This is a genomic window from Haliscomenobacter sp. (genome assembly GCF_041740695.1).
Taxonomy (GTDB): Bacteria; Bacteroidota; Bacteroidia; order Chitinophagales; family Saprospiraceae; genus Haliscomenobacter.
In genome coordinates this window covers 82,844-108,038 of the sequence record NZ_JBGSLK010000001.1, presented here as the reverse complement: position 1 = coordinate 108,038, position 25,195 = coordinate 82,844, and the positions used below count along the sequence as shown (strand labels likewise).

Sequence of the window (25,195 nt, the reverse complement as noted above, 5' to 3'; positions counted from 1 at the left end):
GCTTGCCTTATTTTACCTTTGCAGGCGCTGCGGAAGCATACATACCATCGTAAATGAGTCAAAAATATACCCTTTTCGGAGCCATCAAGCTCTTTTTTTTATTGTTTGGAGGAATCTACGTCAACCCTAGTTTTAGCCAAAGCCTGTCGCTCAAAGCGGCCATAGATCAGGGTGTGGCCAACTATGGCATCCTCAAGGCCAAAAAGCGCTACGCACAAGCTGCCTCGGAAACGATTGTTCAGGTAAAGAGAGAGTACCTACCCAACCTGAATCTTTCTGCTCAACACAACTTTGGGACCATCAACGGCCAAAACGGCCCATTGTATGGTTTGGGCGGTTTGGGGGTCGCTTCCTCCGGACTTCCATTGGACCAACAAAGTTGGAATGCTGCTTTTGGCGCCTTGTATTTGGTCAACGTAAATTGGGAGTTTTTCAATTTTCATCGCACCCAGCAGCGCATCAGTGTGGCCCAGTCCGAGGTCGAGCGTTTTCAAAAGGATTACGAGCAGGAATTGTTCCAACATCAGGTAAAAATTGCCGCCGCTTACCTCAATCTCCTAGCCAGCCAACGCCTGCTCATTTCGCAGCAGAAAAACCTGGAACGCACCCAAGTGGTGTACCGCAATGTGAGCACCCGGGCCAAAAATGGCCTATTGCCTGGGGTGGATACCACCATCGCTTTGGCCGAAAATTCCAGAGCCAGGATCACCCTCAATCAGGTCAAAGAGCAGGTCAAAATTCAGAACAATGAATTGGTGATTTTGCTGGGCATCGCGCCCCAGGATTTGCGAATCGATACCACTTTTATCAGCAAAATCCCCACGGCAATTGCTGCAGCTGAAGCAGCGAGCGACAGTCTCCAGCACCCCAGTCGGCAGTTTTTTCAAAGCCGCATTGTACAAAGTAAGGAACTGGAAAAACTGTTCAAAAAAGAATACATGCCCACATTTACTGCGTTCGGCATTTACCAAACCAGAGCTTCGGGTTTCCGCTCCGATTATGCACAAGACCAAAATTCTTTTACCCAAAGCTACTTTACGGGTATCCTGCCAACCAGGCAAAACTACCTTTTCGGGGTAGGAGCGGTGTGGAACCTGACCAGCATCAAACGTGCGGAAAAGAAAATAAGTTACCAAAAACTGCTGACACAGGGGTTGGAAGAAGAATACAAAGCCCTTGATTTGGAGCTGCGCGTCCGGGAAGATGCCGCCAATGCCAGGCTTGGATACGCTTTGCAAAATTTCCGCGAAGCCCCCTTGCAGGTCAATGCCGCATCGCGGGTATACCAACAACAGCTGGCCCGCTACAACAATGGCCTGGCCGACCTGATCGACGTCACTACCGCTTTGTTTACCCTGAACCGCGCTGAAACCGACCGGGATGTGGCCTTCACCAATGTATGGCAGGCATTGCTGATGAAAGCGGCTGCAACGGGTGATTTTGGCTTATTCATTAATGAATTTTAATTTGCTCTAGGCGATGAATTTAATCCGTTTTGCGCTGCAAAAACCCATCTCTATCCTGGTAATGGTGGCTGGTCTTTTTTTCTTTGGCGTTCGGGCAATCCAGGAAATAAAAATCGACATCCTGCCCCAAATGAACCTTCCGGTGATCTACATCGCCCACCCCTTCGGCGGCTACACCCCGGATCAAATGGAGGCTTATTTTGCCAAAAACTACATCAATATCCTACTGTTTGCCAACGGGGTAAAATCCATCGAAACCAAAAACTTGCAGGGGATTACCCTGATGAAACTGACCTATTACGAAGGGACGAATATGGCCCAAGCTGCCGCAGAATTGACGGCACTGGCCAACCGGGTGCAAGTAGCTTTCCCGCCAGGTTCTCAGCCTCCTTTTGTCATCCGTTTTGATGCTTCTTCCTTGCCAGTTGGGCAATTGGTTTTGAGCAGTAAAGTTCGCACCAACAACGAGTTGCAGGATTTGGCAAACGTCTACGTGCGGTCTTCTTTTACCGCCATCCCCGGTTTGTTGGCGCCAGCACCCTTTGGCGGTAGCCCGCGAACCATCGAAATCAACATCGATCCAGCCAAATTGCGCGCCCACAACCTCAGCGCCGATCAGATTGTGGAAGCCCTGCGACTGAATAGTCAAACCGCCCCCTCGGGCAACGTAAGGGTAGGGAACTTCAATTACATTACACCCACCAACAATACCATCAAAAACGTAAAGGACTTTGAAAAAATCCCCCTGTTTAAAGGCGGCGTGGGAACGGTAACGGTGGGGGATGTGGCTACGGTAAAAGATGGCGCAGACCTCGTTCAAGGCTATGCCCTGGTCAATGGAAAACGCTCCGTTTACGTCAGTGTGGCCAAAGCTGCGGATGCCTCCACCTGGGAAATTGTGAAACAACTGAAGGCCAACCTGCCTAAAATCCAAAGCACCCTTCCCGAAGATGTGCAATTGACTTATGAATTTGACCAATCGGTATACGTCATCAATGCAGTAAAAAGCCTGGTCACCGAAGGGGGCATTGGCGCGATCCTGACCGGCTTAATGGTCATTCTTTTTTTGGGCGACCGCCGCGCCGCGCTGATTGTGATTTTGACCATCCCTATTTCGTTGATTTCGGGCGTATTATTCCTGAAAATGTTGGGTTTTACCATCAACCTGATGACTTTGAGTGGCCTGGCCTTGGCCATCGGCATCCTGGTAGATGAGAGTACGGTAACCATCGAAAACATCCATCAGCACCTGGACATGGGCAAATCCAAGGCCAGGGCCATTCTGGATGCCTGTGCGGAAATTGCCCTGCCCAAGTTGCTCATTTTGCTGTGTATCCTGGCCATTTTTGCACCCGCCTTCACCATGTCGGGCATACCGGGTGCCTTATTCCTGCCCTTGGCCCTGGCCATCGGATTTTCCATGACGACTTCGTTTTTGTTGTCACAAACCTTCGTGCCTGTCATGGCCAACTGGCTGATGAAAGTACACCCGAAAAAAGCCCACATTCGGGACAAAGAAGAGTTGTCAGAAAGTGAGGATTATGACGACAATGGAAAAATAAGCCCCTTTGAAAAATTCAGAATGGGGTTTATGAAACTCCTTGAAAAATTAATGCAGGTGAGAAGAATCGCCTCAGTGAGCTATTTGGTGATTGTTTCGGCGCTGGCCTTCCTGCTGATCAATCAAATCGGGCGCGACGTTTTTCCCAAAGTGAATTCCAGTCAGTTTCAGCTGCGGCTTCGTGCACCGGAGGGCACCCGCTTGGAACGAACGGAAGAAATGGCTTTGCAGGTTCTGGAAGAACTAGAGGATTTTGTAGGAAAAGAACACATTGGCATCACCTCAACCTACGTCGGGATGCACCCTGCCCAGTTCTCCATCTCACCCATTTATCTGTTTATGGCGGGCGGGCACGAGGCGGTGTTTCAAGTGGCTTTGAAGGATCTGCATCTCGATATGGATGCATTCAAAGATGCCTTGAGGGCAAAAATTATCCAACGTTTGCCCCAGGTTAAACTCTCTTTTGAACCCATTGAACTCACGGATAAAATCCTGAGCCAGGGTTCACCGACCCCCATTGAAATCCGCTTGGTAGGCAAAGACAAAAAACTCAACGCAGAGTACGGAAGAAAACTGGTGACCGCCTTGAATGACATCTCCTATTTCAGGGATGCACAAATTGGCCAATCGATCAATTATCCTGCCCTGAATATTGAAATAGACCGCACGAAGGCTGCGCAAATGGGCCTTGACGTGAACCAGATTTCCCGCTCACTCATTGCTTCTACCTCTTCCTCGCGGTACACGGAAAAAAACACCTGGATCGATCAAAAAGCTGGCTTGTCCTACAGCGTGCAAGTCCAAATTCCACTGAGTAAAATGGAGAGTGTGCAGGAAATCGGGGCTATCCCTTTGTCTAGCAACAACATTAGACCTATCCTGAGTGACGTTGCGACCATCACTCCTGGAATTACCAATGGTGAAAACGACAACCTAGGGGCAATACCCTATCTTTCCGTAACCGCCAATATTGACCACATCGACTTGGGCACTGCGGCCAAAGACGTGGAAAAAGTTATTGCAGACCTGGGTGAATTGCCGCGTGGTTTGACGGTTGAACTGATCGGCTTGAGTAAGGTTCTGCGCGAAACTTTATCGAGTTTGGAGTCGGGATTGTGGGTGGCCATCGTGGTCATTTTTTTGATGCTTGCCGCCAATTTTCAATCCTTTAAGGTTTCTTTGATCATTTTGACCGCCGCCCCAGCCGTGGTATTGGGCTCCTTGCTGATGCTCCTGGCCACGGGCTCGACCCTCAATTTGCAATCTTACATGGGCATCATTTTGTCGGTCGGGGTTTCCATTGCCAATGCGGTACTGTTGATCACCAACGCCGAACAGTTGCGCAAAAAAAATGGCGACGCCTTAAAATCAGCCAGAGAGGCTGCTTCCATTCGTTTGAGGCCAATCATCATGACCAGTATGGCCATGATTGCGGGCATGCTGCCCATGGCCATCGGCCATGGAGAAAGTGGGGAGCAAGTTGCGCCACTGGGTCGGGCGGTCATCGGCGGACTGTTGTTTTCTACCTTTGCGGTATTGGTCATTCTGCCACTCATCTTTGCCTGGGTACAGGGTAAAACCACCACCCAATCGGTTTCCTTAGACCCTGACGATGCGGAGAGTAAATTTTTCGAACCTTCAACATCCTTGTAATATGCACAGCCAAATAGTTAAAACAATCACCGCATTGAGCCTTTTGTTGGCCATCAGCGGCTGCAACAATGAAAAGCCAGTTGAAAAAGCACCTCTCGCAGCAGCAGCACCCGTGAAACTGGAAACTTTTGCCTTGCAAAAACAAACCTTAAGTTCCGAAATGCTGCTCCCAGGGGAATTGTCGGGTTTTACCGTAGTAGAGCTTTACGCTAAAGTGAACAGCTATGTCAAGTCGCTCAAGGTGGACATTGGCTCAAATGTGAAAGAAGGCCAGTTGTTGATCGAATTGGAGGCGCCCGAAATAAGTTCACAAATAGCCGCTGCATTGTCCCGCCTGCACGCCCAGGAAGCCATCTATACGGCCAGCAACAGCACCTATCAGCGCCTGTTGGAAACCAGCAAAGTGGAAGGTACGGTGTCCAAAAATGACCTGGAAGTAGCCTTGTCCAAAAAAAATGCGGACCACGCCCAATGGGAAGCTGCCCAGGCCGGCTACAAGGAATTTCAAATCATGCAAAGTTACCTGCAAATCAGAGCGCCCTTCAGCGGAAAGGTGACGGCGCGCAATGTCAACGTGGGGGCTTATGTCGGCCAGGGGGCACAGGCACCTTTGCTTACGATACAAGATCAGAAAAAGCTGCGCCTCGCTGTAGCCGTACCCGAGGCTTATTCGGGCTACCTAAAAGTTGGGGATGAACTAGCGTTTAAAGTGGCCGCCCTACACGGCAAAACCTTTAAGGCAAAAATTGGCAGAAAGTCCGGTGCGCTCGACCTCAAACTGCGCTCCGAACGGGTTGAACTGGATGTCTTCAATCCCAGTGGCACACTACTGCCGGGAATGATTGCCGAAGTTTTTTTTGCTTTAAAAAGCAAGGAAGGTACTTATGCGGTGCCTAAATCGGCTGTGATCTCTACCAGCGAAGGGGTTTTTGTCATCAAGGTGGTCGACAAAAAAGCCCAGCGTATTCCGGTAGAATTGGGCCTGGAGGCAGAGGGGAACGTGGAAGTTTTTAGCGCTTTATTGCAAGAGAACGACTCCTTGCTGATGAAGGCGAGTGAAGAAATCCGGGATGGGGCGGTGATTGAGTAGGCCCCGAACTCGTATTGATCACTTCCTTCCAAAATCCGCCGGAATCTCTCCCCAATCTTCCGTTTCCCACTTGATCATTTTGTTGCTGTAGGTATTGTCGTGCAGCCATTGTTCGGCGCGGTCAATCACATCGTAGAGATCGGCGGTTTTAGCGTTTTCGACCAGGGTCGTTTTGCATTTTTTCAGTTTGACCCACTTCATCGCGTTGACGGAGTCGGAATAAATGGGGTAGTTCCAGCCTTTTTTTTGGCAAAGCGCCAGGGCGTGCACCAGTGCCAAAAACTCGCCGATGTTGTTGGTGCCCAGGGGGAATTCTTTGTGAAAAATCAGTTCTTTGGTATCCGTCCAAACCCCCTGGTACTCCATTTTGCCGGGATTTCCACTGCAAGCTGCATCCACGCTGATGCTGGTTTTGATGATGGCACTTTTGGAAATGGTAGTGCGGGGCGCCGTAGATTTGCTACCTGTACCTCCTGCTTTGGGCTTGAAGTTGGGTGCCCCTTTTTGATAGGCAGCTTCCGCTTCGGATTTGCTTTCAAAAGACTTGTACGCTGCTCCGGGGAAGCCTTGGATTTGCGCCTGGCACTCGGGCCAGCTTTCGAATATGCCAGGTTTGGCGCCTTTCCAGACTACGTAGTATTTTTTTGCTTTGGCCATTGGGAGTGCTTTGGATTTGGAGCAAAATTACAAAAGTTGGGGGAGAAAATGGAGGGAAATGTGGGGGGACGTGGTCAACTACTTAAGCTTCTACTCTGCCGCCGTAAACAAATAAATTGCCCCAGTTTGTGGCCTTCCTATTAATACCCCATTGTCATAGGCTCTGACGACGTAATAATAAGCTCCAGGCGGTAAAAAGGCACCATTGTCCTTACTTCGCCCTCGCCATGGATTGTTGTTGTCATAGCCTGAACTTTGGTAAACAAGGTCTCCCCAACGGTTCGTAATGCTAATCTCCACTTTGGTGAAACCCTCCAGCCCTTTGATAATAAGTGTACCATTTGCACCTGGATCATTCAATACTAATCCTTCGGTAGGTTTCGGATAGTTCAATACTTCGATGAGTACAGTCGCAGTATCGCAGGGGCTTGCGCATTGGGCTTTTCCATCGCAGACGATGTATTGGTATTCCAGGTTCCCTCTAAAAAAAACATCAGCGGTGAAGCGAAAACTTTGATTGAAGGTTAAGTATTCAAATTGCCCGTTTTGGGGAGCGTTTAGCCAAGTCAGTACTGTGTCAGAAACTCCTTTAAGGTCATCGTTGAGCAATACGTTCATGACTGCGGCTGATTGTGCGTGTTCAATGGTATACTTGTCGTTTCGTAAGCGAGGAGGGGATTCCACAAAAATAGAAAGGGTATCCAACGCGGCCTGTTCGCAGCGTCCAAGTTGAACTTTTAAGACCAGTTTGTTGTCTCCAATGGCGAGGTTTTCAGCAACAGCACTCAGCGATCTGGGGTTTTGTAAGCTAATTTTGTTGTTTAAAGGAATCCAGACAGGGTTGCCTTGAGCTGCTCTGCCACGAAGTTGAATGGTATTGCCTCTGCAAATGACGGTGTCTTTTCCCGCATCAAAATTGTTTGTAGAAAGAGAAACCACATCCACAAAGACAGGCCCAAAGGCACCAGATCGGCAGCCGCCCGAGTCGCGGGCTACCGTATATTCGCCACTATATGCGCTGCTGTTGGGGGTCAATCTCAAGGATGAACTGCTCGTGGTGCGTTCCTCTCCATTGGGTAATTGCCAAATGTACCGCACAGTTGGATGAGGAAACAAATCGTCAGCACGCAGGGTGAAGGCTGTATTCCCACAAACTGTATCGGGAGCTACCAGGCCATACAGTGATTTGGGCCGCCTACTATTGCTTTCGAGGTCTACCAATACCGAATTGCTGCAACCGGCGGCATCACTCACCTCTAATTGGTAGATACCAGCGGGTAATTCGGTGATTTCAGCGGTGGTTTCTCCATTCGACCAACGAAAGCGGTAGGGTGCTTGCCCTCCAGATACTGTTGCACGGATGCTTCCATCACTACTCTCTGGGCATTGTTCATTGCTCGTCTGTATAGAAATCACAATAGTACTACACGATCTTTCTACCCCAATATTTAAGGAGGCTTTACATCCATTGGCGTCCTGAACCTCCAATTGGTAAGCGCCTAGCGATAAGTTATTGAGATTAGCGGTACTTGCACCGGTACTCCAGCTGAATTGATAAGGGGCTGTTCCTCCTGTAACTTCCACTTGAATTGAACCATCTCGGGAATTCACTCCGGTTTCGTTGCGGACTGATGGATTCAGGTTTAATGCAATTGGGGCTACTAGGTTGACCTGCGCCATATTGCTGCACCCATTGGCATCCGTTGCCGTGAGGGTGTAACTGCCTACGGCCAAATTGCTGACGGCACTGGTCGTAGCGGCATTGCTCCAGAGATAAGTGTAGGGTGCCGTTCCGCCGGAGATGCTACTGCCGATTTGGCCAGAGTTTTGGCCATTGCACAAAGGGTTGATGGGGCTCAAAGTGAGGTTGACCGCGCTTGGCGCAGTGAGGTTGACCTGTGCTGTATCGCTGCAACCGTTGGCATCGGAGACAGTTAGCGAGTAGCTTCCGACAGGCAAATTGTTGATCACACTGGATGTGGTATTGTTGCTCCAGCGGTAAGTGTAAGGTGCGGTTCCGCCAGAAATACTGCTGCTGATTTGCCCAGTATTTTGGCCATTGCACAATGGATTGATGGGGCTCAAGGTGATGCTCAAGGCATTGGGTGCGCTGATGTTGACCTGCGCGGTATTGCTACAACCGTTGGCATCCGTTGCCGTGAGGGTGTAACTGCCTACGGGCAAATTGCTGATCGCGCTAGTGGTCGCACTGTTGCTCCAAAGATAGGTGTACGGTGCCGTTCCACCGGAGATGCTGCTGCTGATTTGGCCGGTGTTTTGGCCGTTGCACAATGGGTTGACGGGGCTCAAGGTGAGGCTCAAGGCATTGGGTGTAGTGATGTTGACCTGTGCGGTATTGCTGCAACCGTTGGCATCCGTTGCCGTGAGGGAGTAACCGCCTACGGCCAAATTGCTGATGGCGCTAGTGGTCGCGGCATTGCTCCAAAGATAAGTGTACGGCGCGGTTCCTCCAGAAATACTGCTGCTGATTTGTCCAGTGTTTTGGTCGTTGCACAGTGGGTTGACGGGGCTCAAAGTGATGCTCAAGGCGTTGGGCGCAGTGATGTTGACCTGTGCGGTATTGCTGCAGCCGTTGGCATCCGTTGCCGTGAGGGTGTAGCTACCGGCGGCCAAATTGCTGATGGCGCTAGTGGTCGCGGCATTGCTCCAGAGATAAGTGTACGGTGCCGTTCCGCCAGAGATGCTGCTGCTGATTTGGCCGGTGTTTTGGCCATTGCACAAGAGGTTGATGGGGCTCAAGGTGATGCTCAAAGCGTTGGGCGCAGTGATGTTGACCTGCGCGGTATTGGTACAGCCGTTGGCGTCTGTTGCAGTGAGGGTGTAACTGCCGAGGGGCAAATTGCTGATGGCAGTTGTGGTTGCGGCATTGCTCCAAAGATAAGTGTACGGCGCGGTTCCTCCAGAAATACTGCTGCTGATTTGGCCGGTATTTTGGTCGTTGCACAGTGGGTTAACGGGACTCAAAGTGATGCTCAAAGCATTGGGGGCAGTGATGTTGACCTGCGCTGTATTGCTGCAGCCGTTGGCATCCGTTGCCGTAAGGGTGTAACTGCCTACAGCCAAATTGTTGATGGCACTAGTCGTTGCAGTATTGCTCCAAAGATAGGTGTACGGCGCTGTTCCACCGGAGATGCTGCTGCTGATTTGGCCAGTATTCTGACCATTGCACAGTGGGTTAACGGGGTTCAAAGTGATGCTTAAGGCGTTGGGGGCGTTGATGTTGACCTGTGCGGTATTGCTACAGCCATTGGCATCCGTTGCCGTGAGGGTGTAAGTGCCGACGGCCAAATTGCTGATGGCGCTAGTGGTCGCGGCATTGCTCCAAAGATAGGTGTAGGGCGCGGTTCCGCCGGCGATGCTGCTGCTGATCTGGCCAGTGTTTTGGCCATTGCACAAAGGGTTGATGGGGCTCAAGGTGATGCTCAAGGCGTTGGGTGCAGTGATGTTGACCTGTGCGGTATTGCTGCAGCCGTTGGCATCCGTTGCCGTGAGGGTGTAGCTACCGGCGGCCAAATTGCTGATGGCGCTAGTGGTCGCGGCATTGCTCCAGAGATAAGTGTAAGGTGCGGTTCCACCGGAAATGCTGCTGCTGATCTGGCCAGTGTTTTGGCCATTGCACAAGGGATTGATAGGGCTCAGGGTGATGCTCAAGGCATTGGGTGCAGTGATGTTGACCTGCGCGGTATTGCTGCAACCGTTGGCATCCGTTGCCGTGAGGGTGTAGCTGCCGACGGCCAAATTGCTGATGGCGCTAGTCGTCGCATTGTTGCTCCAAAGATAAGTGTACGGTGCCGTTCCACCGGAAATGCTGCTGCTGATTTGGCCGGTATTTTGGCCATTGCACAAGGGATTGATTGGGCTCAAGGTGAGGCTCAAGGCATTGGGCGCAGTGATGTTGACCTGTGCGGTATTGCTGCAACCGTTGGCATCCGTTGCCGTGAGGGTGTAGCTGCCTACGGCCAAATTGCTGATGGCGCTAGTGGTCGCAGCATTGCTCCAAAGATAGGTGTACGGCGCGGTTCCACCAGAGATGCTGCTGCTGATTTGGCCATTGTTTTGGCCGTTGCACAATGGATTGACGGGGCTCAAAGTGATGCTCAAAGCATTGGGTGCAGTGATGTTGGCCTGTGCGGTATTGCTACAGCCATTGGCATCCATTGCCGTGAGGGTGTAAGTGCCGACGGCCAAATTGCTGATGGCGCTAGTGGTCGCGGCATTGCTCCAAAGATAGGTGTAGGGCGCGGTTCCACCGGAAATGCTGCTGCTGATTTGGCCATTGTTTTGGCCGTTGCACAATGGGTTTATGGAACTTAAAGTAAGGGTTAGTGGAGCTGGATCGGATAAAACAGCCGCACTAGAGTTTTTGCAGCCTCTTTGGTCAGTTACGGTAAGGCTATACGCTCCTGCGGGCATTTGACTAAGGCTGGCAGTGGTCGCTCCGACATCCCATTGATAGACATAAGGGCTAGACCCACCGCTTACCAAGGCAGTCAATTGTCCAGTGCTGCTCCCGGGGCATTTTATTGCACTAGTGTTGATGCTAATGTTTACCGTAGCACCGGGCAGGAGTGTCGTTTTTTTGCTGGCTTGGCACAGGAGGGTATCGAATACCAATACTTCATAATCACCGGGAGCGAGGGATTGGATGGCGGAGGTGCTTGCACCATTGCTCCAATAATAGGCGTAAGGCCCGGCACCACCACTGACCACGGCTTTAATAAACCCCTTATTTTCTCCAGCGCACTGCGGGCTACCTTCATCCAAAAAGATGTTTAAGGCGGCAGGGGCATTGATGTTGGTCGCTGCTGCAATGCTACACCCCTGGGCATCGGTAACGGTAACGCCGTAGTTGTTCCGGGGGAGATTCATGATGGTGCTGGTGGTCGCACTGGAATTCCAAAGGTAGGTGAAAGGGGCAACCCCTCCACTGACGACTACCGTAGCGCTACCATTGGCCTCGGTGGCGCAGGTCGCGTCGGTTTTATCGATTCTTATCGATATCGGAACTGGGCCACCGACTGTAAAGGAACGATTCAGCGTACACTGCAAAGCATCGGTGACCGTTAAACTGTATGTACCAGGACTTAAGTTGCTGTTTACCGAAGTGGTTGCCCCGTTGCTCCAGCGGTAGGTGTAAGGAGGAACCCCACCATCGATGAACACCTCAACCCTGCCCAGTTGGCCAATACAAGAGGCATTGGACAGGTTTGATTTTATCCCCATATTGGAGAGGTGGTCGACAAAAACCTGAGCAGTACTTCTACAATTTGCCCCGTCAATAACCGTGACGCTATAATTTGCTGGTGTGGCTAATCCAGTGGTGGTGCTGGTCGTTGCACCGTTGCTCCAATTGTATCGGAACCCTTGATTCAGTCCACCAGTGGTTGTAACAGTAGCAGCTCCGTTGTTTGAATCGGCACAAGTGCCGTTGGTTGCACGGGCTGTAGCTTGAAAGTTTGAACAAACATTGATCACGGAGGCGCAAGATGAAAATTCAGAAGTATTGTTATCTGCATTGTGCTGGGTGGCGCTGACGCGAGCACCAGTACGGAGAGGCGGAGAAATATTTGCCGTCCAAGTACCATTATTTGAAACTGTGGCAAACCCTACACCTTGCTTTCCCTGGCAAACGTTTATGGTAGAGCAGGTTTGCCGGTCATCACTAAAAACTTCAATCAGGCTCCCAGGAACGCCTCGGCCGGTAACTAAAATCGGGGTAGGATTGGCATTTACTGTAGGTATGGCTGGAACTCCGGTAGTTCCAATGTAGTCTATACCCGCAGAGCGATTGCAATAAATTTGATTTGATGAAATCAAGGCACCATAACCATTTCCAATTTTTATGCCTGTAGCATTATAGGCAAGTTCATTTAACAAAATTGTGCCAACAGAACCCAAAGCAGAAGCGCTTTTTAGGAGATCTCCAACTTCTATTCCAACTAAATTAGGTCGGGCCAATCCATTTGCATCCACTCCAATCTTATTGTTACGGATGTAGTGGTTATTTGATCCATCAATAAATATTCCAACGTTATTATTGAAAAATTGGCAATTCTCAACGCTAGAAGAGTTTCCTTTTAGGATTAATGCATTTGAATTTGAGACATTATAATTTTGGAAGGTTAATCCATTCACCGCTATAGCATCCGCAGACAATTGTAAACTAGCTGATGATGGAGTTCCTCTGCCATCAATGGCGATGTTGTCCGTGCTCCCATCAATTTGAGCAAATGCCCTGGTCACCGTGAGATCAGAAGGCATAATGACGTGAGGGCCATTTCCGGGAATGTTAAAAGTAATCCTGTTGGGACCATTGGGGTTATTATTCATGCAACTGATGGCCCAGGGTAAACTTCTTGGAGTCAAAGGGGAACCGCTGGTATTTTCAACGACTATGGGGCCAGTGGTGGGACATTGGCCAGCTAAAATTTTTCCAAACAAACAAAGTAGAACAATTGGTACGATCCTTTTCATCATCTCTTCCATCACTAAGGTTTAGTAAAATAAAGGGTATACACCGTCGGGCCGTTCGTGGTCAGTTTAGCCAAGGGATTTCCTTTCAGCGCCGCAAGGGAGGTAATGCTGCCATTCACATCGACCCAATTCAACTGAAAACCATTGATCGTCCAGCTGTCTTCAGGTGCCAAAGAGTAGGGTAGGCCGCCAAAAAAATGCAGGGTACAGCCCAACACATCCTTAGCACTAGTACCCGCAGGAAGGATGATTTCCTGGGTTTGAGAAGTCTCGGGCCCCCAGGAAGCTCCTCGGTTTAGAGGAAACTCAATTCGTTCGGTACTGTTTTTCATGCGTACCAACAGACGCGCCTGACTCGAAACCCGCAGGTCTTCGGTACCTGTTTCGATGCTCAAGCGCAATTTGGGTGTCGCCCCCGTACCAGTTGCGGCAGGATAAATACTGCGCATAAAATGGATGTCACTCTCTGTAATTTTTTCGTTGGGCAGGATAGCGACATCCCCCAGAGTCAGTTCATTGGGTACCCCAAAGCGCAGGATGGAACGAGGATCTTGCAGCGTAAACTGACTGCGGCTGCGCTCATAACGAACCAGTATATTGTGCCCTACCTCGAGTGGACTCCAAAAATTTGGTGGGCCAGCGTAGTAGCGATTGGTGGCCTCTACATCCCAGGGAATACCAACAGCGGGATGTTGGTGCTCGTGAACTGCCCCGAGTACCTGTGCAAAAAGCCTTAACACCAGTGGTCGTAAAACGGCTGCCTCGGTGGTTTCGCTTACACTGCCCAGATTCATGGAAGGATTTTGGGTGCTGGCTGCCGAACCAGACCAGGACCAATCACCTTGATTAGCCTGAAAAGCAACCCGGATATCGGCGGGTTCGGCAGCAACAAAATCAAACTTGAGGTTTACATATTGTTGCCACTCCTGGATGTATTGTTGCACCTGAGCACTCGCCTTTGGGTAATTTTGATCAATCAGAATTCTCAGCGTTTGTCCATTTTTCCAGAATTGTCCAGGTGCAGTTTGTGGATTTTGGTCAAACGATTTTTGAGTAGGAAGTCGATCAAAACACAGGGCTGGTAGGGACGAAGGCCTATCCGTATTGATTTTGCCGAAGGCCACAAAATTAAAAGAAGTATTGACGGGCATCGGGGCATTGGCGCCGTTGTAAATCAGCCAGTGGTTGTCGCGATAAGGGTAAGCGTCGCCAGGCACGTCATACCAAACATTGAAACCATGCGGGTTGTATGCACCTGTCCAGCGCTGGGTGGCAAAGGCATAATAGTCTGGGATGTAATTCAATTTGGGGTGGTCGATTTTTGTATAGGCCCCCAGCACTCCGCCCAGTTGTCCGCTGTTGGTATGGGTGTGTACGAGCGCTACACTACCCGCTTGGTTATCCCCTTTGACCCCTTTTTTGGTCACCATCACATTGAATTGTGTACCCACAGGCATACTGGCGCGATCCAGGTTCAGAATGACCCAACGACCATTGCGGTACCACACCCCAACGTGGTGGTTATTGACCGTGTTGTACCGTTGGGTGACGAGCACGACTGCGTCGGGATTGCGGTTAAGGGCAGGATGGTTGAGGATGGTGTAATTGCCAATCCGATTGGCTGGGGTGACGGTGTGTACATAATTGCTGTCGCCAGGACCCTGGTACGTCAGGATGTTGAAACGCACTCGTTGGGTTACGTTGAAAAAAGGGTTGTTCAGTAGTGTTTGAATCGTCCAGCGCTCCCCATTGTAGCGAACAACATAGGGATAAACTACATTGTCGTCGCCATTTTCCTGCCATACTGGCGAGGCGATGACCAGGGCGTTGGGCTTGCCGTTCAGCAATGGATCATCAAGGACAGTTGAGGTGTCATTTGAGTTGGCTCGGGTAGCCAGGTGCTGGGCAAGGTGGAACGTATTGTTGCTCGCAGTAGCACTACTGGGGAAGGCCAATACATTGATTTTGCAGCCAACCGGGAATGGGGTGCCGTCACTGTTGAAAATAGACCAGAAGCCATTGCGGTAGTTCCAAATATCGTTGGGGTGATCGTACCAGGCATTGATGGGACTATCGTTGTAAGGGCCCGAAGTTTGACCTACAGTTCCACCTGGGCTCCAACCCCAGTTGGGCGTGGCAAAAACGATGGCATCGGTATTGCTATTCAGTTTCGGCTGATCCAGATAGGTGATGTGGTAGCCTTGCTCGTATCGATTGGCCTCCGTAACGGTGTGCAGGTAGGCAATGCCATTGAGGAAACCCGGCACCTGACCATTTTCAATGACCATCACATTGAATCGTGCGCCGATGGGCATCGTAGACTTGGCAGAAATGGCCGGATCGGGAGACAGGTACTTGTTGTTGGCGATGTACCATTTGCCGTTGGCGTAGCTCAATACCTGAGAGTTGTCATTGTAGGTTCCCGACCAATTCTGGGTGATCATCAACAATGCGTTGGGTTTGTTGTTGGTGGCGGGGTGATCAATGACCATCCCATTTGGAGCTAGTCCAGTCTTGCTGTTCTGCGTACAAGTGATGCTGAAATAATTGGAATTACCCGCAGGCGCAATCAACATGTTAAAGGTGAGGTTTACGGGCATCGGGGCCTCGGTATTTTGGTTGAAAATGGCCCAACGCCCTCCTGAATAAAACACCCCGGCATTTTGTTGGTAATCTGCTCCAGTAGATTCTGCTCCATTTTTATTGTAATTGGGCATAATGAAAACCAGGGCATTGGGGTTGCCATTCAACTGGGGATGATCCAACCTGGTGATGTGGTCTGTAGTGTTGCTCGCGTGCGTAACATGTCTAAACACTACTTGCGCCTGTACACGCGCTGCCAATAGCGTAGAGAATAGGAAATACCAGAGCGTATAGTTTTTCATCTACCAAAAGCTTTTCAGCAAATTTAGTATTTGTTTATCTCAGATGTCATCACATGAATATGGGATGGCAGCAGACTCTGCTATGCCCTAACTTTGGGCGACTTTTAGGAATCTATGCCTACAAAACTAAATGATCATGAAAATTCAAATGTCTTTGTTGCTGCTGGTAGTGGTTGCTTTTTCCAGTTTAAGCGCCCAACCCAACAAGCGTGTGGCTCCTGCGCTCGGTCAATTTATGCAGACCGAATTTATGGTCAAATTTCATGACTTGAAGCTGGAAGCAGAAAGCACCGTGCAAAACATCATGGCCAAAGAGCAGAAACTAAAACCCGATGATGTCACCCGAGTGCGGATTGCTTTTGAACAAACCGGGCAAAGGGCCAATAAAATCTTGGAGGGTGTCAAGCAGGATTTTCTGGACCCCAAGCGACTAAAGGCCATTGAAATCGACCCGAATATGTATTCCGATGGCTTAAAATTGAAGTTGATGGAATTGCAGGATTTTTACTCCAGTCATTTTCAGCAAGCCGTGGCTGACGCTACCGCCGATCAGCTGGATGGCAGCCCGCTCTTGTTCATCATCACCGAACTGATCGGCCTGGCCAAAGGACTGAGTTCCTATTTTGCTCAAATGCAAAGAGAGTCCAGGATGTACACCGAAGACTACCTGAACCAACATTTGGTCAAACCCCATCGCTGGCGGTATTGGAACGAGGTACAGGCCAACGAGGCACAAAATGATCACTACTCCGACAACATCCAGTACCACGACATCCAAACCAACCCCAATGCTCCCGCTGTTCCTACACCAGACTTGAATACCTGGAACAATGGCCTTAAAAAGACCAACAACAACGGGGCGTACAACAACCCAGGCTACAATAACAACGATCCCGGCTACAACAACAATCCCAATTCTGTCCCAGGAACTTATCCGCCACCTGCCACAACTTATCCGCCGGACAACACCATGACCATGCCACCGGCAGATACCTTAAACCAGGCCAACGATCCTTTTAAATACGACCAGAATTCAGCTAAAAAATCAATCCCCAATTTGCCAGCTGATCAAAACCAGGCTCCGAAACAATCGGTGAACAAGGATCTGAAAAACAAGGTGAATCTGGATCAACCCAAAAAGGTGAACAACAATTAATTTAATACTTTAGCCAGTAAACTCATGAAAACAAAATTATTGCTCAGTGTAGCTTTTCTATTCTTCTTGCTGTTCGCTAAAGGACAAAATAAACTGATCGTAACCATCGTGACTGGTGGGGATGACTTGCGCACCAACAGCATTGCGGAAGGTATCATTCATTTGCAAGGTGGCAGCCAATTGAGGATGCCCCTCAACAATGGCCAAGGATGGGGCAACAACAGCCGGAATGTGCGGGAATACCGAATTCCCAGCGGGATCAGTATAAGCCAAATCACCGGGTTTACCCTCACTTTCCGCTCGGGTGATGGCGGCGCTTTTAGCACTGGCGACAACTGGAACGTGGATCAAATCAGAATTGATTATCAGACTCAATCCGTGGTAAATGGACGAGCAATCAGCAGCATCGCTACTTTAGCAGAACGCCAGGGAACGCCGTGGGTGCGTCACGAGGAGATTCCCATGCGGGGTAGGGGCTATATCCCGATTACTTATCAAGCTCCAACAACCAATGCGAATGTTAACATTTCGGGGGTTAATTTGGTGCAGAGTGTAAGTAGCGCGAAATTCATGGGCATTGCCGGAGGTCAAACTCAGGATGGAGCCCTTGCCATTCAATGGGACAATGCCAATCAAATAGACATAAGGTGGGATTTTATTCCTGAAGGTGGAAATATTTACCGCATTCGCAATCTAAATAGCGGGCGCTTTTTGGCCATCGGAGGTGGAGCGCGAACCAGTGGAGCAAGGGCTTTGCAATGGATTGATAGTGGTCAAGCGGATGTGTATTGGGAATTGATCAATCTGGGAAATGGCACCTATAAAATCCGTAACCGCAACAGTGGGCTGGTTCTGGGCGTAGCAGGAAATTCGTTGCAAAATGCTGCAAACATCGTCCAGTTGCCGGATGGTGCGCAAAATAACCTGCGTTGGCGCATCACCCCGATTGTTCCAATACAAACCTTGGAATTGCGTGGTTTTCAAGTATTTGCCCATTGCAATTATGGCGGACCTGTTGGCATGTCGGAAGGCTATCACCGTACCTTACCGGCGGGAGTACCCAACGATGGTATTTCAGGGCTACAGTCTGGCAACCTGAGAATTACCCTGTACGAGCATGCCAATTTTAAGGGCAATTGTGTGGTGTTGCCTTTTGGCGCACAAGTCCCTTGTTTGTCTGCGCAAAATTTTAATGACGCAGCGAGTTCTTTGATAACCACGCGGTGGTAAATTCATCAATTGAATAAAAACTGGTATCGATGAATTGATTAAAAAAAATGCTTCAACCGCTGTTTCAACTATTCGCGGGCGTTTTACTGGTTGTGGTGCCAAAGGCACTCGATGCACAAAGCTCAGTGAAAGGTGATTCCCTTTCGCCAACCCTGGAGATCATCGGCACCGATACCATTTATTGGAAAACCGAAGGCCTACCGGGCTTTTCGGGCGGGCAGGCTGGCTTGTTGGCATACCTGGCAACAAATATAGAATATCCAGCTGCCGCCAGGAAAATTGGTGCGGACGGCCAGGTAGTCGTACAATTTGTCATTGACCCTAGTGGGCAAGTCAAGTATGCCATGATTGCAAAACCAGCTTTGGAAGTAAAATTGGATGTGGTGCTGACCAAAAAAGACCAGAAAACGATGGAGGTGTATCGATTACTGGATGAAGAAGCACTCAGGGTCGTACGGAATATGGTGGGATGGACACCAGGAACCGTAAAGGGAAAATTGGTACATACCGCCCTGCGATTGCCCATCTCATTTGGCCTCAAAAATGATTAACGAACCATCGGTGGTTTGATCCTGAATACTCACCTGTTGCAGGACTGCGTATTGTGAAAAAAAAACTGAATTTTTTGGGCAAGGATTTTATTTTAGTTAAATTGACACGTTTTTAGTACGTAGACTAACCAATGGCTTAATGAAACCCCACCTTCCTATCTGTAGCCTGGAAATCCTCGTCGTTATTTACAATGCTCTGCGGAGCTGGGTAAAGAAGTCGATGTTATGCTATTTCATTTTGCTCTATACCAGTTTAGGCGCTCAACCGCTGGACATCAAATTTGATCGCTTCGATCAGTGGGCGAATGCGCCGAGAGGCAGCATTCAGCATATTCAACAAGATAAGGCTGGTTTTTTATGGCTCTCCACCGCCACCAATCAGGTTCGTTTTGATGGCAACGAATTTCAGGTGTTTCCGCTCAAAAGCATTCAATTGGCCGATAATCAGCTTGGTACCCAATTCACCGACAAAAAAGGGAACCATTGGTATGGGGATTCTTTATTGCGCTGGCAAGCACCAAAAACCAAATCGCTGCAAACCTTTCGCTTACCACCAGGAACGGGTATTTGCCGGGCCTTATTTTTTCACCCACAAGTGACCGGAGACTCTGTATTGTGGATACTGACGAGTAAAGCGTTGCATTGTTTTGACCTCAAACGCAAGCAATTTGTCCGTAACTTCCAGTATCGTTCCCATGATCGACAAAGCCTGTATGGTGCAGCGTTTCGCAGTGCATTTTTTTCAAAGGAAGGCATCCTTTGGCTGATTGGTGAAACGGGGTTTTGTAAATACGATTGGCGAAACCAGGAGTTTCGGCAGTATGATTTAAACCCGGGGAAACGGAGTGGTGGTGGTGAGCTAAATTTTGTGCAGGGCCTTGCTGGAGACTCTACGAAGTGCTGGGTGACTACTTCTGATATGGGTTTGTTACAATATGATTTACTGAAGCACCAGATTTCGCCTTTGAAACAAACGGGAGGCTTGCTTCAACTGACCCAACGCGGTAGCTACGGCTTAGCTTACGATAAGTTGGGTCGTTTGTGGGTTGGAGGTGTAACTGATTCAATTGTTGTTTACGATGTAAAGAAAAACAGAATTGTTCAGTGGATACCCTTACATGGGGATTTGCTTCATTTTATTGATTCAGATTTTAGAAGGGGATTTTTTTGGTATTTATTAGATCAGAATTCTCCCAAAACTGGACTCATTCGAATTGAACCAGTAAGCATGAAAATAGATACATTTTGGGTTCCGTATTGGCAGAAACGGCCTAAGCGAATAATCATGTTATTGCCAGATTACGATGGGACACTATGGTTCATACATGATAATACATTCATAGAATATTTTAATCCGCAGCCCAGAATGGTAGGGCAGAAAGCCCTATCATCTTTTTCAACAATAGACATAGATTTTTCAAAATTCTATTGCCTTCGCAACGATGCGCTGCGGAAGTCAATTTGGCTCATGTCGGATGAGGCGCTGCTAAAACTAGATTGGGAAAATCAAACTGCTTATACCTATTACAATGCCCAACAAAGACCAGATGAAAAATACGTACGTATCCATCTAGATGATTTAGGGCAAGTCTGGATACAATGTTTTCCTAGTAATGCACTCTATCGATTTAATCCTAAAAAAGAAACATTTGCAAGGTATGATTGGTCAGACGGCTTGCCGGTAAAAGTGATTGAAGGCTTAGAACCAAACCGGGTAGGCAAAAAGTGGTCGCAGCGTTTTCACGACCATACTTTTTTGCTTTTTGATCCATTGAAACTCCCGGTCATTCCTGCGAATCAACCGCTGATCAGCAGTGTCCGCCTGGGGAATCGCACAAAGGAACACAGCTTTGATGCACATAAGCAAGACCAATCCAGCATAAAAACCAAGCAGCGAGCCATATCGATAACCTTTACATCAATTGATTTTGCACAGGGCAGAAATCTACAGTTTCGTTATCAATTGATGGGAGTAGACACCGCTTGGGTGCGGGCCAATTCAGATCGAGAGGCCAATTATACTGGATTACCCCTTGGCAATTACCAGTTCAAAGTCATGGCGGCCAATCGAGAAGGTGAATGGAATCCTGTGCCTGCCATCTTGCCCATTTCAATTCGCCCGGCATTTTATACCCAAATTTGGTTTTGGTTACTGTGTGCTGTATTTATTTCAGGTTTGTTTTATTGGGGTGTTCGCAGATGGGAAAAACGGCAACAGCGAAAGTATCAAATTCGTCAACTCATCGCAGATGACTTGCATGAGCAGGTTGGATCAGCTTTAGACAGCATCCATGAATTGAGCACGCTTCATCACACTTCAACGCACAAATTCGGACTATTAGAACGAATTGAAACCCATACGAATTCCGCTGCTGAAAAATTAAGCGACCTGATTTGGCTGCTTAATCCAGGTAATGACACACTAGCACAAGTTGTACAGCGCATCGACGAATATGCACATAGGCATTTAGCGCCATTGCACATTATCCCCAACATCATACTGGTGAAAGGAAACCCTCAGCTGAGGATTGCCTTGGAGAAACGAGAGTATCTATACCAACAATTCAAAACAAACCTGGTCAATTTGTTGAAGCAATCCACCTTTACCCACTTAACTATACATATTGCCCAGGAAAATCGCCAAATCAAGATGGAATTCATCCTCATGTATACTCAGGAAAACACTACTGGATTGGCACCAGATCAGCACAGCCTGATTATGGATTTGAATAATCCCTTGGTTGAACTAAAATCTTGAGGTTATGCTCCGTGTTATGGTTCTTTCTATCGCTGTCTTACTGGTAAGCTGTCTTACTGCACAAACCATTGACCTCAATGGGTACTGGAAAAACGAGCAGGGAACAGGAGCCAACTGGGCACAATGTAACAATCAGGTCTGGTTTGTGAGCATTACCAAAGATTGGAAAGAGTTTTTTGAAGGTAAAGTTGTTGATTATCATCGAATTGAAGGCAGATTGGTGAAAATCAACTTACACACCTGGCAACGTTTTGAATCAGCCATCCGCTTTGACAATCCTACGGACAATGAAATGAATGTTTTGAGCCCAACTTTTTCGGACGGCAGTTTCGTTTCCTCAAAGCGATTGCATCGTGATGGACTTAATTCACGGTATGAAAACATTCTCCAGCCCATCTTTGACCAGAAACACAGCAACTGGGAAATGAAGTCCTGGTTTCAGGATGGTGATACCATTGCTACAGTAACAAAATATATTTTTGATAAAGGGGTCTGGATAACTCCAGATTCATTACAAATCATTCGGCATTTAAAATGGATGCCCCATGAATGTTATGCCCAAGAAGTATTGCACTGTAAACTTGAGAAAAATGGACTGATTCGGGTAAAAATGAGGAATATTGAAGGGAAGTGTGTACACAGTCCAGATTATGCATGGTTGGGAACCAACTCCAAGCGAGACGATCCTCGAGGTTGGCAAATCAATTGGGAAAAAAGACTCGATTACCACAAGGTGGCCATTCCTCCGACAATATTAATCTTGCGCGTCGATTTGTTCAAAGTAGCTGAGCGAACAACTGGTTTTGATTCTACAAGGGTGAGCTTAAAGCACTTGATAGTTAAAGAACAGCAAAAAGTAGCCTTTCATTTTTCCAATCAAATTGCCGGGGTAAGAATGTACTACCAGCTGGAAGGGTATGATGTAAGCTGGCACGCTGGCTCACCGGAGAATAAGGCAATCTATCCCACCCTCCCGGCGGGAAATTACACTTTTAAAGTAACGACCAACCCAAAAAATCCAACAATTGGCCTTGATACCATTTGTTTCAAGCTCCGGGTTGCCAAGCCCTTGTATCAGCAGCTTTGGGTTTATGTGCTGCTGATTTTTGTTCTGTCTGGCCTTATTGCATGGGCATTTTGGTGGCGAGAGCAGCAGCGCCGTAACCAGGATCAGCTTCGCAGGCGCATTGCGCGTGAACTACACGACGACATTGGCAGTACCTTGAGCAGCATCAGTATTTTGACCGAAGCGGCCAGACAACGCAATCAAGGTGAAATGACCCAATTGGATGCGATTGGCAAAAAAGCGAGAGAAGCTGTAGACAACATTGGTGACATTGTCTGGTCTATGCATACCGCGCAAATGACCGCTGAATCCATGGGGCAACGCATGAAGGAATTTGCCATTGATATTTTAGAAGCCCAAGATGTTTTGGTGCATTTTGAAATAAATGAATCACTTTACACTACCCGCTTGGCTGCGGAGCAACGCAAAGACTTCTACCTCTTCTTCAAAGAAAGCATCAACAATGCCGCCAAATATGCTCAGGCGAAAAATGTATGGGTAGAACTGACCCAAAAAGAAACTCAACTCAGCCTGACCATCACCGACGATGGCATCGGCTTCGACCCTCTGAAAGTTAAAAAAGGAAATGGCCTGAAAAACATGCAGGTACGGGCACAACATTTGGGTGGGCAGTGTTTTGTTCGGTCGGGTGTGGGAGAAGGGACTACGGTATTGTTGTCCTTTCCCATTGTTTGATTCATGTGTTTACCCTGGTAAAAATGAAAACTCAATTGCTCTGTTTTTTGTGCATGTTTTATTTTTTGCCTGTTCAATCAGCATTTGGGCAAAAAAACAATTTTTCCGGGCAATTGCACCTTGGAATACCTTACGTCGATATAGGAGATGATCGTTGTGACACCTTGACGCCATTCATACAGGGTGCTTTTTTACCGGTTAGAACAACGCTTGATGAGGCGCAGCGGAGTAGGCGCTTTGTGCCCTTAAAGGATTTACGTAGTACTGATTATACCTCAATAAGTTGTTGGATGCGCTTTGCTTTTTACAATCCCAGTGAGGAACCGAGGTCTAAATGGCTCGTTTTAGACCAACCCGGGATTGAGTATTTTCGATTGTATCAACTTTTTCAAGGTTCTATCGACTCCTGTGAAGGGGGCCTAGGCCGAGATCGTCAGAAATCTTGTTCCGCCTCCTATCTTAACAGTATACGACTGGACATCGCTCCAGGTGATACCTTAATTTGTTACCTTTTTCTTTATGAGCGAGTACATTATTTTAAAACAAAGAACCTTCGATTATTTGATGAAAATCCTTTTTTTGAGTATCATGTAGAACTCGATCGACAATTGGACAAGGAAAGAATATTTTTATCCATTACTTGCAGTTTGATTTTTTTCATTGCTTGTTTTTTTGCGTTTCAAAGCTTATTTGGGTGGAACACTAGTTATTTGTGGTACGCATTGTATCTAACCGCTTTAACTTTGTTTTTTCTTCGGCATCTTGAAGCCCTTTCAAATGAACCCATTTTGTTTGGACATTTTCAATGGGTATTGATTGCTACGGAGATGCCCTGGATTGGGTTTGTTACTGCAACTTACATCAAATTCGTGCTTGATTTTTTTCAATTTGGAGATAGATACCCCACTCATTTTCGCTTGTTTACCTTCTACATGTGGATAAGCATCATTGAAATTACAATTGGTATCCTGCTTGATGTATTTTTCTTTGAAAGGAACTACAGTAAGCCATTTTTTGCGAACAGTCAACTTGTTGGAGCAATATTCCAAATCTATGCGATTACAGTATTGCTCAAAAAACCGGGATTACCTTATCGACTGGTAGTAATTGGTACGATCTTTCTGACTATGACCTCGGGGTTTACAATACTTGTGCCGTATGACATGCGGAGAACTATGTTTGGGGTTCCACTATTACTGTTCCAAATTGGAGCTATTGTGGAGGTGCTATTCTTTTCAGCGGCCTTTGGAATTAGAATGAGCCAAATTGAAAAAAGTAGAAGAACCTACGAACGCATCCGCGAAAACATTTCCAGTGATTTACACGATGAAATTGGCTCTACCCTCAGCAGCATCGCCATTTTGAGTGAAGCATTACAAAGGAAAACGGCAACAGGGGACAATCATCAGTCCATCGGGGTGATTACTGAACGCACTCGCCAAGTGATGGACACGATGAGTGACATCGTTTGGAGCATAAATCCGCTGAACGATGAAATGGATGCAGTCTTGCTAAAGATGCGGGAATTTGCGGTGGAAACCCTTGAGGCAAAAGAGATTCTGCTGCATTTTCATACGGATGACGTACTTCCTACCTTACGACTGGTTATTGAACAGCGCAAAGATTTTTACCTGTTTTTCAAAGAGGCGATCAACAATGCGGCAAAATATGCCCAAGCTACTGAAGTATGGGTATCCATCACCAAGGTGGGAAAGGACATCCAAATGAAGATCCAAGACAATGGCCAAGGGTTCAACCCTGAACTCATCCGGCGCGGCAATGGACTGCAAAATATGCAAGAACGGACACATCGACTGCATGGAAATTGGACATTAGAGAGCACGCCTGGGCAGGGGACACAGATATACCTTTCCTTTCCCATCACATAATCATGGGATATACATTGTAAATAAAAACAATGAACTTAGAAC

General features: G+C 48.0%; 12 protein-coding genes. 9 read left to right on the top strand and 3 right to left on the bottom strand.

Features of this window, described 5'->3' with window-relative positions; translation table 11 throughout:
- The first annotated feature begins 53 nt into the window (after positions 1 to 53).
- From ACEW9O_RS00375 to ACEW9O_RS00365, 3 genes are read left to right on the top strand one after another with little or no spacing between them, the layout of a single operon-like run.
- Entirely contained in the window at positions 54 to 1,466 is a 1,413-nt protein-coding gene (locus tag ACEW9O_RS00375; RefSeq protein WP_373548124.1) for a TolC family protein, read from the top strand.
- Between the two features lie 13 nt (positions 1,467 to 1,479).
- Positions 1,480 to 4,680, top strand: coding sequence for an efflux RND transporter permease subunit (locus tag ACEW9O_RS00370; protein WP_373548123.1), 3,201 nt, complete (start codon positions 1,480 to 1,482; stop codon positions 4,678 to 4,680).
- Between the two features lies 1 nt (position 4,681).
- Entirely contained in the window at positions 4,682 to 5,770 is a 1,089-nt protein-coding gene (locus tag ACEW9O_RS00365; protein ID WP_373548122.1) for an efflux RND transporter periplasmic adaptor subunit, read from the top strand.
- An 18-nt stretch (positions 5,771 to 5,788) separates the two neighbouring features.
- On the opposite strand, the gene ACEW9O_RS00360 is transcribed toward ACEW9O_RS00365, so the two are convergent.
- From ACEW9O_RS00360 to ACEW9O_RS00350, 3 genes are all read right to left on the bottom strand, one after another.
- Positions 5,789 to 6,427: a viroplasmin family protein gene (locus tag ACEW9O_RS00360; protein ID WP_373548121.1), complete on the bottom strand. Its 639-nt coding sequence runs from the start codon at positions 6,425 to 6,427 to the stop codon at positions 5,789 to 5,791.
- Positions 6,428 to 6,517: 90 nt separating this feature from the next.
- Complete coding sequence (locus ACEW9O_RS00355; RefSeq protein ID WP_373548120.1) at positions 6,518 to 12,325, bottom strand: Ig-like domain-containing protein; 5,808 nt, start codon at positions 12,323 to 12,325, stop codon at positions 6,518 to 6,520.
- A 611-nt stretch (positions 12,326 to 12,936) separates the two neighbouring features.
- The gene (locus tag ACEW9O_RS00350; RefSeq protein WP_373548119.1) at positions 12,937 to 15,807 is read right to left on the bottom strand and encodes a hypothetical protein; all 2,871 of its coding nucleotides are present in this window, start codon (positions 15,805 to 15,807) and stop codon (positions 12,937 to 12,939) included.
- A 136-nt stretch (positions 15,808 to 15,943) separates the two neighbouring features.
- On the opposite strand from ACEW9O_RS00350, the gene ACEW9O_RS00345 reads away from it, so the two are divergent.
- The 6 genes from ACEW9O_RS00345 (at position 15,944) to ACEW9O_RS00320 (ending at position 25,153) form a co-directional block, all read left to right on the top strand.
- Entirely contained in the window at positions 15,944 to 16,963 is a 1,020-nt protein-coding gene (locus ACEW9O_RS00345; protein ID WP_373548118.1) for a hypothetical protein, read from the top strand.
- 24 nt (positions 16,964 to 16,987) lie between these two features.
- Positions 16,988 to 18,193, top strand: a complete 1,206-nt coding sequence (locus tag ACEW9O_RS00340; protein WP_373548117.1) for an RICIN domain-containing protein — start codon at positions 16,988 to 16,990, stop codon at positions 18,191 to 18,193.
- Positions 18,194 to 18,240: 47 nt separating this feature from the next.
- On the top strand, positions 18,241 to 18,744 hold the full coding sequence (locus tag ACEW9O_RS00335) for an energy transducer TonB (RefSeq protein WP_373548116.1): 504 nt from the start codon (positions 18,241 to 18,243) through the stop codon (positions 18,742 to 18,744).
- Between the two features lie 139 nt (positions 18,745 to 18,883).
- Entirely contained in the window at positions 18,884 to 21,502 is a 2,619-nt protein-coding gene (locus ACEW9O_RS00330) for a triple tyrosine motif-containing protein (RefSeq protein WP_373548115.1), read from the top strand.
- Between the two features lie 4 nt (positions 21,503 to 21,506).
- Positions 21,507 to 23,264, top strand: coding sequence for an ATP-binding protein (locus ACEW9O_RS00325; protein WP_373548114.1), 1,758 nt, complete (start codon positions 21,507 to 21,509; stop codon positions 23,262 to 23,264).
- Positions 23,265 to 23,287: 23 nt separating this feature from the next.
- A complete protein-coding gene (locus ACEW9O_RS00320; protein WP_373548113.1) occupies positions 23,288 to 25,153 on the top strand; it encodes an ATP-binding protein in 1,866 nt (621 codons plus the stop codon).
- Positions 25,154 to 25,195: the final 42 nt, after the last annotated feature.

Bases quoted from the DNA above. Each gene is read 5' to 3' on its own strand.
- ACEW9O_RS00375 (WP_373548124.1), top strand. From the start codon at position 54: ATGAGTCAAAAATATACCCTTTTCGGAGCCATCAAGCTCTTTTTTTTA.
- ACEW9O_RS00370 (WP_373548123.1), top strand. From the start codon at position 1,480: ATGAATTTAATCCGTTTTGCGCTGCAAAAACCCATCTCTATCCTGGTA.
- ACEW9O_RS00365 (WP_373548122.1), top strand. From the start codon at position 4,682: ATGCACAGCCAAATAGTTAAAACAATCACCGCATTGAGCCTTTTGTTG.
- ACEW9O_RS00360 (WP_373548121.1), bottom strand. From the start codon at position 6,427: ATGGCCAAAGCAAAAAAATACTACGTAGTCTGGAAAGGCGCCAAACCT.
- ACEW9O_RS00350 (WP_373548119.1), bottom strand. From the start codon at position 15,807: ATGAAAAACTATACGCTCTGGTATTTCCTATTCTCTACGCTATTGGCA.
- ACEW9O_RS00345 (WP_373548118.1), top strand. From the start codon at position 15,944: ATGAAAATTCAAATGTCTTTGTTGCTGCTGGTAGTGGTTGCTTTTTCC.
- ACEW9O_RS00340 (WP_373548117.1), top strand. From the start codon at position 16,988: ATGAAAACAAAATTATTGCTCAGTGTAGCTTTTCTATTCTTCTTGCTG.
- ACEW9O_RS00335 (WP_373548116.1), top strand. From the start codon at position 18,241: ATGCTTCAACCGCTGTTTCAACTATTCGCGGGCGTTTTACTGGTTGTG.
- ACEW9O_RS00330 (WP_373548115.1), top strand. From the start codon at position 18,884: ATGAAACCCCACCTTCCTATCTGTAGCCTGGAAATCCTCGTCGTTATT.
- ACEW9O_RS00325 (WP_373548114.1), top strand. From the start codon at position 21,507: ATGCTCCGTGTTATGGTTCTTTCTATCGCTGTCTTACTGGTAAGCTGT.
- ACEW9O_RS00320 (WP_373548113.1), top strand. From the start codon at position 23,288: ATGAAAACTCAATTGCTCTGTTTTTTGTGCATGTTTTATTTTTTGCCT.